This is a genomic window from Larkinella sp. C7, from assembly GCF_006149005.1.
Lineage (GTDB): Bacteria > Bacteroidota > Bacteroidia > Cytophagales > Spirosomataceae > Larkinella.
On record NZ_VBSL01000006.1, the window covers coordinates 324,820 to 336,941 of the forward strand.

Consider the following 12,122-nt stretch of genomic DNA (forward strand, 5'->3'; position numbering starts at 1 on the left):
TTTTTACCGCCTGAGCAATTGCACTTGATTGAACAATGGAAGTTGTAAACCGAACCGAAGCTCCCGAATACAAACGAATTGAAGAGGTCAGGGTACCGGCCATTGCGACGCTGACGATGGACAACGGTCAGCCGCTGTATGGGATCAACGCCGGCCAGCAGCCCGTTATCCGGCTGGAGGTGATCTTTGACGCCGGTGCGTGGTATGAACCCTTACCGGGGCTGTCGACACTGGCGATGAAAATGCTGACGGAAGGAACCCATTCTCACACTTCGGCCCAAATCAGTGAATATTTTGACCGGTTCGGGGCTTTTGTCGAGCAACAAAGCGGGACCAACCGCGCCAGCCTGACGGTTTACGGTTTGACAAAGCACCTGCCAGCGTTGTTACCGATGATTCAGGAAATGCTGATGGAATCGGTCATTCCGGAAAAGGAACTGAATCACCAGAAAAACATTACCCTGCAAACACTACGGGTTAATCTGGAGAAAAACAACTTCGTCGCCAGCCGCCTGATTCGGGAAAAGGTTTTCGGTGCCCACCATCCGTATGGTCATAACCAGAAACCGGAAACCCTGGAAGCGATTCAGCGGGACGGGGTGGAAGCCTACTACCGGCAACGCATTCGACAACGGCCCTTCCGGGTCATGGTGGCCGGGCAGATTGCCGAAACCGAAATTGCCCTGATCAATCAATATCTCGGCCATCAGGTCGTTGAAACCGTTCCAGAAACCGCTGATGCGGCAAAAACCGCTATCAGTGACTTTTCGCCGGGCCTGGTCGACAAACCCGACAGCCTGCAATCGTCGATCCGGCTGGGGCGGTTGCTGTTTACCCGCAAACACCCGGATTATTTTCCGACGCTGGTGATGAATGAAGTGCTGGGCGGTTATTTCGGCTCCCGGCTGATGAAAAACATCCGGGAAGAAAAAGGATTTACGTACGGAATCTGGTCGAACCTGGCGATGCATCCCAATGAGGGATCGTTCCTGATCGGAACCGACGTCAAACGCGAAAATACGCAGGAAACACTCGACGAAATCGGGAAGGAAATTGGGCGGCTGCGCGAGGAACTGGTGCCGGAAAACGAACTGGAAACGGTTCGGAACTACATGGCGGGGTCTTACGTGGGCAATCTCAATACGCCGTTTGAAATTGCCGACCGCTACAAAGCGTTGCTCTTCGACGGTTTACCCGCCGACTATATCTCGACCTACATCGAACACATTCGCGCCGTCACGGCCGAACAGGTTCTGGAGATGGCCAACCGGTATTTGCCGGATGGTTCGTTGATTGAGGTGGTCGTGGGAGGGAAATAGTAGCCACGGACCTATTGATTTAAACCAAATAACCGCCGACTTCATATTTGGCTTAAATCAATAGGTCCCTGGGTACCTACTGAATTTCAAAAGCCGATAACTCCACAAACTTCGCGACCCGCTCGTTGATTTCGTCGGTCGTTAGATTGAAAAGTCGTTCGGCACCGAATTTTTCGACGCAGAATGACGCCATAGCCGAACCGTAAATAATACCGCGTTTCATGTTGTTGAACGATACATCGCCGGTGCTGGCCAGGTAGCCGATAAAACCGCCCGCAAACGTATCACCTGCACCGGTTGGGTCAAATACTTCTTCGAGGGGCAGCGCGGGCGCAAAAAAGATGTGGCCACCGTGGAACAGCAACGCGCCGTGTTCGCCTTTCTTGATAATCACGGTTTTGGGTCCCATCGCACCAATCTTGGCGGCCGCTTTCACCAGGGAGTATTCGCCGGACAACTGGCGGGCTTCCTCGTCGTTCACCGTCAGCACATCCACCAGTTTGATTACGTCCATGAGGTCGTCCCAGGCGATGTTCATCCAGAAATTCATGGTGTCGAGCATGATCAGTTTCGGGCGGTTCGGAAGCCGTTCGATGACCAGTTTCTGAATGGCTGGGGCGGTGTTACCCAGCATCAGAAAATCGCAGTTTCCGTAGGCTTCGGGAATAACCGGGTCGAACTTTTCCATCACATTCAACTGCACATCGATGGTATCCCGCGTATTCATGTCGTTGTGGTATTTTCCCGACCAGAAGAACGTTTTTTCGCCGGGGCGGATTTCCAGCCCGGTGGTGTCGACGCCGTGGCTTTCGAGGATGTCGATCATCTCCTGCGGAAAATCGTCGCCGACGACGGCTACCAGGTTGTTTTCATTCGTAAAATACGATGCTGACAGCGTAATGTACGTGGCGGCTCCTCCGATGATTTTATCGGTTTTGCCGAAAGGCGTTTCCAGTGCATCGAAAGCCACTGAACCAACGGTTAACAAACTCATGCTGATTGGATAAATACAGTGTAAACTAACTTGTTGAACGAACAGAAGGCTGACTGCCAGCCCAGAATGTTGCGAAGATAGGAAAACTACGCCATTTGCCACTCGTCACAACACGCTGACTTCCGACGAACATTGTGTAGATTTGTGGTCGAAGAAAACCGTAGGGTCGGATCGACCGATTGAAGAATGACAACACCGACACAGCCGCTAAAGTTATACAATACGCTCACCCGCCGGAAAGACCTGTTTGTACCGATTGCCGCGCCTTATGTGGGCTTGTACGTTTGTGGGCCAACGGTTTATAACTACGTGCATTTGGGCAACGTCCGCACGTTTCTGACCTTCGATACGCTGTTTCGGTATTTGACCCACATCGGCTACAAAGTTCGGTATGTGCGGAATATTACGGACGTGGGCCACCTGGTGGGCGATGGCGACGATGGCGAAGATAAGATCGGGCGGATGGCGAAGCTGGAAAAAATCGAACCGATGGAAATCGTGCAGCGCTACACGAACGATTTTCATTCGGTAACCGAGCTGTTCAACCTGCTGTCGCCCAGCATCGAACCCACCGCAACGGGCCATATGGTCGAGCAGATTGAAGCCGTCCGGGTTTTGATCGACAAGGGTTTGGCCTACGAATCGAATGGCTCGGTGTATTTCGATATTTTGCAATACAACCAGCAGGGCGGTAACTACGGCAAACTGTCGGGGCGTATTCTGGAGGATCTGCTGAACGAAACCCGCGATCTGGACGGTCAGTCGGAAAAACGGAATCCGCTGGATTTTGCCCTGTGGAAAAAAGCCGCCCCCGAGCACCTGATGCGGTGGCCGTCGCCCTGGAGCAACGGTTTTCCGGGCTGGCATTTGGAGTGTACCTGCATGAGTACCAAATACCTGGGAAAACAGTTCGATATTCACGGGGGCGGAATGGATTTGAAATTTCCGCACCACGAATGCGAGGTGGCGCAGGGGCAAAGCATTTACGGCGAAGAACCGGCGCGGTACTGGATGCACTCCAACATGCTGACGGTGAACGGACAGAAAATGTCGAAGTCACTGGGGAACTCCTTTCTGCCGTCGGAACTGGTGACCGGCACGCACCACCTGCTCGAACAGCCCTACAGCCCGATGACGGTGCGGTTTTTCATGTTGCAATCGCATTACCGGAGTACGCTTGACTTTTCGAACGAAGCCCTCAAAGCGGCCCAGAAAGGCTACAAACGGCTGGCAAACGGGTTGCGGATCGCGAAGACATTGACCTATACTGAAGCCGATGACGTGGCGGTTGATGAAAAAAAACAACAGGAAATTCGCAAGGCCATCGCCGATTTTTACGGTGCTCTGAACGACGATCTGAACACGGCCGTTGGCATTGCCCAACTATTTGCGTTGCTGAAATACATCAATATGCTGTATGCAAACCAGCTTCAGTCGGCGGCTTTGGGAGAGGAAATTTTTACAGAACTGAAAGAGTCGTTCATTCAGTTCATGGAAGGTGTTCTGGGGTTAACCGAAGAAAAAACCGGGAGTGATGCGGTATTGGACGGCATGTTGACGTTATACCGGGAGTATAAAGACCAGAAGCAATACGATAAAGTGGATCAGGTCCGTTCCTATTTCAAGGCGCAGGGGCTGGCCATCAAAGATATGAAGCACCGGATCGACTGGGCTTACGAAGAGTAGTCAAACCTTATCGGTAAAACATGCGCCTAAACAGGAAAATCATTCTCTTTTGGCTGGCTGCGGTGATCACCGTCAGTTCCTGCAAAAGCAAAAAACAGGATCAGCAGGAAAATCAGGCCACCGAGGTTAAAGCGGTTACAGCTCCGGCGTTCAATGCCGATTCGGCTTACGGCTACGTTGCGAAGCAGGTGGCATTTGGGCCGCGGGTGCCCAATACCGATGCTCACCGGCGTTGTGGAGACTACCTGATTGCCCAACTGAAGCAATTCGGCTGCGAAGTCACGGTGCAGAACTTCACGGCAACGACCTACGACAACCTCAAATTAAACGCCCGCAACATCATTGGCAGCATCAATCCGAATGCGCCCAAACGCATTGTTCTGGCCTCCCACTGGGATTCCCGCCCGTTTGCCGATCAGGACAGCGTGGCCCGAACCAAACCGGTGATCGGTGCGAACGACGGCGCCAGTGGCGTCGGTGTTTTACTCGAAATGGCCCGAACCATTCAACAATCCGGCGTGAAGCCCGACGTGGGTATCGATCTGATATTCTTCGATGCCGAGGACTGGGGCAATTCCGAACTGGCGAAAGACGAATACGGCGGTTTTTGTCTGGGATCGCAATATTGGGCAGCCAATAAGCATAAACCGGGATATACGGCTTATTACGGTGTTTTGCTGGATATGGTCGGTGCCAAAGGGGCTACGTTCCTGAAAGAAGGCAATTCCATGCAGTATGCGCCCACGGTGGTCAACAAAGTGTGGGAAACGGCCAGCCGCATGGGCTACAATCAGTATTTTGTCGATACGGGCCAATCGGGTCCTGCCATTACGGATGACCACCTGCCGGTGAATAAAGTCGCCAAAATTCCGATGATCGACATCATCCACCTGAAAGTAGAATCCGGTAGTTTCTTCAAAGACTGGCACACGGCCCACGACGACATGGACAACATCGACCGCGGCACACTCAAAGCCGTCGGCCAGGTATTGCTGCAAACGCTATACAATGAAGAATGAACCGTTAACCGCATTTATTTTCAGGAAGGGTCGGCGGTTTTTTCTTCGGCTGTTCACTCTTCCGGGCGCTTTGTTCCTTCTAGCAAGCTGTTCTCCCCCGCCGGATCAGCTTGGTAAGCTGGATCTGGTCAAATGGCGGACGGATCGGGGTGGTTGCAACGGCGTTAGAGCCACGCTGGTCGATGATTTCAAAACCGTTCGGCAGGAATTGAAAGGGAAATCCTCGAATGAAATTGGCCAGATTCTGGGCCGCCCGGACAGTGAGCAACTGGACGACCGCAATCAGAAATTCTACATTTACTTTCTCGAAAAAGGCGTACACTGCGAGGATCCAAAGGTGAAAACCGACAGCCGCTCGGTGGCGCTGCGAATCAGTGCGATTGGGTTGGTGACGGAGATTACGTTTCAGCGGGGGCGACCCTGAAACACCTTGCTCATCTTGCCCGGTTAAAACCGAGGGTTACAACACGATTCACTCCTGAGGGGGGGCTTATCCCAGAGGGATGAATAGTTTGTAAGGATGGGTTTTCCCACCGAATCTAAACATAAAACTTCTTCCGTTCAATAATTTCCCCCACCACATCCGGGACCAAGTAGCGAATGGAGCGGTTATTTTTAAGGGAATCGCGGATGAAGGTAGCGGAAATGTCGAGCAGGGGCGCTTGCACAAACCGCACATTCGGGTGCTGTTCCAGCGGACTGGGTTCGCTGTTCGGGCGCGGATACACATAGAGCCCAAAATACTCCAGAATCTGTTCGTGGTTCTTCCAGTTGGGAAACTGCGCCAGGTTATCACCGCCGATGATCAGTTTGAAGGCGTGCTGCGGGTATTTTTCCTGCAGCCGGATCAGCGTGTCGATCGTGAAGCTGGGGCGGGGCATGGAGAACTCGATATCCGTCGCTTTCAGCTTTGAATTATCGGCAATAGCCCGCTCCACCAGATCGATGCGGTCGAACTCGTGCAGCAGGCTTTTGTTCTTTTTAAAGGGATTTTGGGGAGAAACCACAAACCAGACCTGTTCGAGGTCGGTGGTGGTCGCCATGGTATTGGCAATGATCAGATGGCCGATGTGTACGGGATTGAAAGAGCCGAAGAACAAACCGATTTTCATAAGCAGACCGCGTTCAGACTTACCATCCGGTTCGTATTATACGACAGTGGCCTTTTCCGGAATGATGTTCTCGTTCAGGAAATTATCCGTCAGTTTCTGGGCTTTTTCCAGGGTTGTTTCCAGATCGTCGTTCACCAGAATAACGTCGAACTGATCCTGAAAGCTCATTTCGAAGTGGACCTTAAACAGCCGTTTTGACAGGCTGTCGTCGGTTTCGGTTCCACGGTCCAGCAAGCGTTGTTTCAGGGTCTCTTCGTCCGGTACTTTCACAAAAATGGCCAGGGCTTTATCTCCGTAATATTTCTTGAGTTTCAAGCCGCCCTGAACGTCGACATCGAACAAAACGTGCTTTCCGTTACTCCAGACGCGTTCGATCTCGGATTTGAGCGTTCCGTAGAATGCACCGACATACACTTCTTCCCACTCGACGAATTCGTCGTTGTCAATTTTTTCCTTAAAATCTTCGGGAGTCAGAAAGTAATAGTCTTTGCCGTTTTGTTCTGCGCGGCCCCGGCGGTCACGGGTGCAGGCGGAGATTGAAAAACCCAGATTCGGGTTTGTGGCTAGTAAGTGCCTGACAATGGTGGTTTTACCTGAACCGGAGGGTGCCGAAAAAATAATCAGTTTGCCGTCCAATGCCGCTTATTTAGTGATTTCGGATCGAATTGCGGCCGCAATTTTGTCGGGGCAGCACTTCTTTTCAACTTTGCCCTGTAAGGCTTCTTTGATACACTTTTCAAGGTGGTACATATCGATGCACGGTTTGCAGATATCGATATGCTGCTTGAAATGTTCTTTTTCTTCTTCGGTAGCCCCACCGTCCAGAATCGACTGAATCCGTTTCAGGCACTCGGCCTGATGTTCGCAGCTTTCCTTCATGGGGGCGGTCGCCTGCCTACCCTCTACACCAACCGTAGTCGACGAATGCAATGTGCCTGACATTGGAAATGTTTAATTTATTCCAGAAATAGTTCTACAATATGTAACTTGACATAACAACCAAGTATCTATCTCAAAAAGTTTCAGTTAGTCATCATTTTTGTTGTAACCCATTGACGCTGCGTATTCTTTCAGCTTGTCTTTCAATAGATTCCGGGCACGGTGTAACCGTGAGCGAACCGTTCCAATCGGAATATCCAGAATTTTGGCCATTTCCTCGTACGTGAATCCTTCGATGTCACAGAGGATAATAACCGTCCGGAAATCGACCGGCAGCGAATTGAGCGCGGAAGCCACTTCGTCGCCAATCATGTCCTGCACCGTTTCGAACCGAAGGTCCGTCGTGTGCTCGGTTTCCGATGCTTCGTCAGAATTGTAGGTTGTCTCTACATCCTGATAATCAACCTTCGCAGGTTCTTTACTTTTCTTGCGATAATCGTTGATGAAGCTGTTCTTCAGAATGCGGAACAACCACGCTTTCGCGTTAGTTCCCTGTTCGAAGGAGGAGATAAATCGAAAAGCTTTTAAATAGGTATCCTGCACCAGGTCGTTCGCGTCATCTTCGTCCATCGTCAGGCGGAAGGCAAAGTTGTACATGGAGTCGATGTGGGGCATGAACTCCTTGTTGAAGACCTGGTACTTTTGTTCGTCTGTATACCCTTGGAGTTGCGTATCTGACATAATTTCGGGCATCGTCGTCATAAAATTACAAATGAAAATTAAATGGCATCCATTTTTTTCTCGGGTTCAATACATACGGATGCGTGACTCGTAGCGATGTTTCATAGAATCAAGGGGTTAGCGCTTGAGAAAGACTATTTAACGGATAATAAAAAAATCAACGCCAATGTTTTGAGAATACTGCAAAAATCAATCCTAGCCGGTCCTGATCTCAGGAATTGCAAGGAACAAGACAAATTGGCAGGACGCAAGCCGGGGGTGATGGATGGTTGGTTAAGGCGGATGGAAGGACAGAAATAGCGAGTGAAAATCAGAACCTCAGGAATCCCGTTCGATGAGGGGGAGCGTGACCAAAAATTGTCCATTCTCTTCGTAGACGGTCGGCCGGGGTTGATTTAACATCTGGTATTTACTTAAAATATTGGAGATACCGACACCATTTGAAAGAATGCGGGAGGGTTTTCGCTGCAAATTGTTGGCGACCCGCACCGTGCCCTCATCGGTGGTAGCAATCTCGATCAGCAGCGGTTTGTCGGGCAGAATCATGTTGTGCTTGACGGCATTTTCCACCAGCAGCTGAAGCGTCAGCGGGGGCAGTTGGTGGCTGCGGTAGCGTTCGTCCACGCGCAACCGGAGTTCCAGCCCGTCGCCGTGGCGGGTTTTCAGGAGGTGAAAATACGAGCGGATAAAATCGAGTTCGGTTGTGAGCGAAATGAGATCCTGCTCGTTGGAACGCAGCAAATACCGGTAAACGCTGCTGAGTTCCTCCAGAAACTGACCCGCCTGTTTCGGATTTTCGTCGATCAGCGCGCCGAGCGAGTTCAGGCTGTTGAACAGAAAATGCGGATTGACCTGCTGCTTCAGGGCTTCCAGTTGGCTTTGCAGGTTGGCGATTTTGAGTTGCTCCTTTTCTTTTTCTGATTGGCTGAGCAGGATCGAAATGCGAAAGGCTTCGTAGACGCCCAGAATCACCAGTGTGATGGTGGTGGCACTGGATAAAATACTGTCACTTGATCGGGTTTGAAACGACACGCGCCCCGTCAACAGGAACGACGAAATTCCGCTAACCAGAAACAGGATAACGCATGTTGTTATGAAGCAGGAAGATGCGGTCCATGCCAGGCGTTTGATTACCTGCGAGCGGTGTGGAAACCGCTTCAGAAAAAATCCGATCAATAAGCGGTTCATTTCCCAGATCACGGTCATGAACACCAGGGCAATGGCAATTTTGATCAGACCGAACTGGGTGATTGGCGGGCGCAGATACCCGGTTGAGCTGACACTCAGCAGCGTCAACAGCAGAATGCCACCAATCCGGAGCCCGCGGTTATGGAGTCGGTCCAACATGAAGGTGTTTTTAGCAAGGGCGTTAAACACTGCAAATGTGTGCAAAAAATCCACATCGCCAACATGCACTTGCGCTTACGAAACCAGCGTGATGCTCAGTCCCTGCCGCAAGGTATTGTGGATTTCGGCAATGCGGTCCGTGTGTTTAATCAGCGCGTCAATTTCATCCGAAGGAGCGTCGGAGACGACCCGGGCTTTGTATTGAAAGTTGGTGCCCGGTTCGCCCACGCCCCCGAACTGGCCGGTGCAAACCACCTCCACTTCCGACACGGTGATGTTTCGTTCGGCGGCTTCCCGGTAGATGTCATTGCAGAAGCAGGTTGCCAGCGACAGCAGGAGAAGTTCGCCCCCGTTGAGCGACGATCCGTAGCCCGACGGTTTCGAGGCAATCCGGACGGTTTTTGCATCGCCGTTGGTTTGCACGACCACCTCGTGCTGCTGGAAGGTATTTTTGAGGGAAGCGGAAATTTCCATGCCTTTGCGGATTTAAATCGGGTTGGATCGCGTCTCCCCGCGGTTTTTATGCTCTGGTAAAGCTACTGAAAAGGAGAGACGCTTCAAAGTCTGTCGGCAGGAGAAACGGGGTATAGGTCAAGGCATTCAGACTGACAAAATTTCTTTTTCGACGGTATTTCTGGCAGAAAAACGGCCCTGTTTCTGTCATTTTTTCTGCCCGAAATACCGTTGGCACAGGGTTTGAAAAACCGGTTCCTGACGGTGAAAACCGCTCATCGATGTTCATTTCTGTATTGTTTAACTTTTAAAAAAGGAGGTTGATATGTCACTCATCAAAAGGAATGGGGCTTCGTCCCCGGCGTTTCCGGCTTTGTTCGATGACTTTTTTAGCCGGGATCTTTTTAATTGGAACAACAGCAATTTTTCCACAACGCAAACGACCATTCCGTCGGTCAACATCAAGGAAACGACCGAAGCGTTTGAAGTAGAACTGGCTGCGCCCGGTATGGAAAAAACGGATTTTAGGGTTGAGCTGGACGGCAATCAGCTTACGATTTCCTCGGTGAAACAGCACAGCGAGGAAAAAGAAGCGCAAAATTATTCGCGCCGGGAATTCAGCTACCAGTCCTTCCAGCGCAGCTTCGTGCTTCCCAAAGACGTGGTGGATGAAGACCGGATTGAGGCCAAATACGAAAACGGCCTGTTGCATCTGACGATTCCCAAGCGGGAAGAGGCCAAACAAAAAGGCCCGAGACGCATTGAAATCGGCTAAACCGAACGGCCTGCTCCCCGAGCAGGCCGTTTTTTTTGTGTCGAAAGGATGAGGTAATTTTCGGGGTACCGTTGGTTGTCAACCAATTACAGGCACCAGACCACCAGTTACCAGATTTTTACTACCAGTTACCACTCCGGCGTTGTGGACCCTTGGCCGACCCCCTACTTTTGATGCATCAACGGGTCAGAAAACAGCGAAACCCGGACGCTGACATCATTCCAAACAACTACTTCCAAACACTACGATGAACACATCCATCCCTTCTTCGACCACCAATTCGATTCTGGACAATTACGTTTCGGTCCTGAAAAAGTACAATGATTTTAACGGGCGCGCCCGGCGGAGTGAGTACTGGTATTTTTTCCTGATCAACATGCTGGTTACGCAGGCAGTCAATTTCACCAACATCCTGCTATTCGACGGTCTGGCGGTGATTGGCTGGATAACGATGCTGTTTAACTTGGCGATTCTGGTCCCTTCGGTGGCCGTAGCGATCCGGCGGATGCACGATGTCGGCAAGAGCGGCTGGTATGCCCTGATTCCGTTTTACAACCTGATTCTGGCCTGCACCGAAGGCACACGTGGCGTCAATGAATATGGCCCCGATCCAAAAGCCAAAGCCGCCACAGTTGCCTGATTTGTAGGTTTTAAGATATAGATGAGGCCGCCCGATTCGTTAGAGTCGGGCGGTTTTATTTTGCCTTGTCCGTCAGGGAGCAAGTTGGCTCTACCCGGGCTGTAAAGGGTCGCGCTTTTGCCAGTGATAGGCCGCAACCGAGTTCTTCCAGAAATACTTTTCGGCTACGGTTCGGCCTTTCGCGTTGAAGTATTCCTTAACGAGGCCCAATCCGACGTGAAAAGGCCGCCACTGATCGCTATTCGGCCAATCACTGCCATAGAGCAGTCGCTCTTCGCCAAAGCGGTCGAAGAGCGTATCCAGCCGTTCCCGGTAGAAAGGCAGCGTCTGTGGAATCGTTCCATCCACCCGGCGCAGGACTTCAGAAATCTTCACATACACCTGGGGCCGCTTGCCCAACGCCTGCAGGTCGGCTTCAGCGGTTTTTCGGGCCGCAGCCGCTTCCGGCGGGGTCATTTGGGGAAGATGATCGATGATGACCCGCAGATTCGGCACCAGATCCGTAACCCGCACGATGGCTGCCAGGAGCGCCGGATTCGGATTCGCCGTGTCCAGCACCAGCCCGGCCTGAGCCAGGAAGCGAAGGTCCGCTACGAACCGGGGATTGGCCAGTTGGCGGGACAGATCGTGTTCCCAAAGATTTCCGTAGCGAATTCCCCGAAACAGCGGATTGCGTTGGAAGCGTTCGAGTTGCTGGCGGAAGTCCGGCTTGCCCGGCTCGAGATTGCCCACGGTTCCGACGATGATTTTGTCCGTGGCAGCGACGTCGAGTACCCACTGGTTGTCTTCGACCCAAGGGCTGGCTTCCACGACAATCGCGCCCACAATGCCGAGGGGTACCGCGATCTTGCGGTAGCGTTCCGGCAACGCGGGTTTATACAGAATGCTGTCTTTTGGGGTCGGCCAGGGCACTCCCTGCGGGCGATTCGTATCGAACAAATGAATGTGGGTGTCAATGACCGGGATGGAGGTATCCTCCGTCCGGTCCGCCGGGGAAAGCCCGGTCGCAGCGGAAGCGCCGACGGCCAGGGCCAGAAAATTTCTGCGGTTCATGGGCCTAAAATTAGTAGTTCCCGGGAAACTTGAGCAGGCTTTGGCGCGGGTCGGATGTTCGGTTTTAGCTTAAATCCGAATTAATTATCCTTTTGATGCCGATT

14 protein-coding genes are annotated in these 12,122 nt (G+C 51.8%); 6 read left to right on the top strand and 8 right to left on the bottom strand.

Annotation, left to right across the window (positions count from 1 at the left end; all coding sequences use genetic code 11):
• Nucleotides 1-35: 35 nt before the first annotated feature.
• A complete protein-coding gene (locus FH871_RS17565; RefSeq protein WP_138992713.1) occupies nucleotides 36-1,319 on the top strand; it encodes a pitrilysin family protein in 1,284 nt (427 codons plus the stop codon).
• A 76-nt stretch (nucleotides 1,320-1,395) separates the two neighbouring features.
• Here the strand turns inward: FH871_RS17565 and FH871_RS17570 are convergent, their stop codons facing one another.
• A complete protein-coding gene (locus tag FH871_RS17570) occupies nucleotides 1,396-2,313 on the bottom strand; it encodes a PfkB family carbohydrate kinase (protein ID WP_138992714.1) in 918 nt (305 codons plus the stop codon).
• Nucleotides 2,314-2,499: 186 nt separating this feature from the next.
• Between FH871_RS17570 and cysS the strand changes: the two genes are divergently transcribed.
• The 3 genes from cysS to FH871_RS17585 all read left to right on the top strand — a co-directional run bounded on the left by cysS (nucleotide 2,500) and on the right by FH871_RS17585 (nucleotide 5,442).
• Entirely contained in the window at nucleotides 2,500-3,999 is a 1,500-nt protein-coding gene (cysS, locus tag FH871_RS17575) for a cysteine--tRNA ligase (RefSeq protein ID WP_138992715.1), read from the top strand.
• 20 nt (nucleotides 4,000-4,019) lie between these two features.
• Complete coding sequence (locus FH871_RS17580) at nucleotides 4,020-5,018, top strand: M28 family peptidase (RefSeq protein WP_138992716.1); 999 nt, start codon at nucleotides 4,020-4,022, stop codon at nucleotides 5,016-5,018.
• Nucleotides 5,019-5,088: 70 nt separating this feature from the next.
• Nucleotides 5,089-5,442 carry a hypothetical protein gene (locus FH871_RS17585; RefSeq protein ID WP_138992717.1) on the top strand — a complete coding sequence of 118 codons (354 nt, stop codon included), beginning with the start codon at nucleotides 5,089-5,091 and terminating at the stop codon, nucleotides 5,440-5,442.
• A 115-nt stretch (nucleotides 5,443-5,557) separates the two neighbouring features.
• Here FH871_RS17585 and nadD read toward each other — a convergent pair whose 3' ends face one another.
• From nadD to FH871_RS17615, 6 genes are all read right to left on the bottom strand, one after another.
• On the bottom strand, nucleotides 5,558-6,130 hold the full coding sequence (nadD, locus tag FH871_RS17590) for a nicotinate (nicotinamide) nucleotide adenylyltransferase (RefSeq protein ID WP_114404522.1): 573 nt from the start codon (nucleotides 6,128-6,130) through the stop codon (nucleotides 5,558-5,560).
• A 36-nt stretch (nucleotides 6,131-6,166) separates the two neighbouring features.
• Entirely contained in the window at nucleotides 6,167-6,766 is a 600-nt protein-coding gene (gene gmk / locus FH871_RS17595; RefSeq protein ID WP_138992718.1) for a guanylate kinase, read from the bottom strand.
• Nucleotides 6,767-6,772: 6 nt separating this feature from the next.
• Nucleotides 6,773-7,072 carry a zf-HC2 domain-containing protein gene (locus FH871_RS17600; protein WP_225309527.1) on the bottom strand — a complete coding sequence of 100 codons (300 nt, stop codon included), beginning with the start codon at nucleotides 7,070-7,072 and terminating at the stop codon, nucleotides 6,773-6,775.
• Nucleotides 7,073-7,156: 84 nt separating this feature from the next.
• Nucleotides 7,157-7,771 carry a sigma-70 family RNA polymerase sigma factor gene (locus FH871_RS17605; protein WP_114404520.1) on the bottom strand — a complete coding sequence of 205 codons (615 nt, stop codon included), beginning with the start codon at nucleotides 7,769-7,771 and terminating at the stop codon, nucleotides 7,157-7,159.
• A gap of 297 nt (nucleotides 7,772-8,068) precedes the next feature.
• Nucleotides 8,069-9,097: a sensor histidine kinase gene (locus FH871_RS17610; RefSeq protein WP_138992719.1), complete on the bottom strand. Its 1,029-nt coding sequence runs from the start codon at nucleotides 9,095-9,097 to the stop codon at nucleotides 8,069-8,071.
• 75 nt (nucleotides 9,098-9,172) lie between these two features.
• A complete protein-coding gene (locus FH871_RS17615) occupies nucleotides 9,173-9,571 on the bottom strand; it encodes an OsmC family protein (RefSeq protein WP_138992720.1) in 399 nt (132 codons plus the stop codon).
• A 304-nt stretch (nucleotides 9,572-9,875) separates the two neighbouring features.
• Between FH871_RS17615 and FH871_RS17620 the strand changes: the two genes are divergently transcribed.
• Both FH871_RS17620 and FH871_RS17625 read left to right on the top strand, forming a co-directional pair.
• Complete coding sequence (locus tag FH871_RS17620; RefSeq protein ID WP_138992721.1) at nucleotides 9,876-10,325, top strand: Hsp20/alpha crystallin family protein; 450 nt, start codon at nucleotides 9,876-9,878, stop codon at nucleotides 10,323-10,325.
• A 247-nt stretch (nucleotides 10,326-10,572) separates the two neighbouring features.
• Nucleotides 10,573-10,965, top strand: a complete 393-nt coding sequence (locus FH871_RS17625) for a DUF805 domain-containing protein (RefSeq protein WP_138992722.1) — start codon at nucleotides 10,573-10,575, stop codon at nucleotides 10,963-10,965.
• A 90-nt stretch (nucleotides 10,966-11,055) separates the two neighbouring features.
• Here FH871_RS17625 and FH871_RS17630 read toward each other — a convergent pair whose 3' ends face one another.
• Nucleotides 11,056-12,018: an amidohydrolase gene (locus FH871_RS17630; protein ID WP_138992723.1), complete on the bottom strand. Its 963-nt coding sequence runs from the start codon at nucleotides 12,016-12,018 to the stop codon at nucleotides 11,056-11,058.
• Nucleotides 12,019-12,122 lie beyond the last annotated feature (104 nt).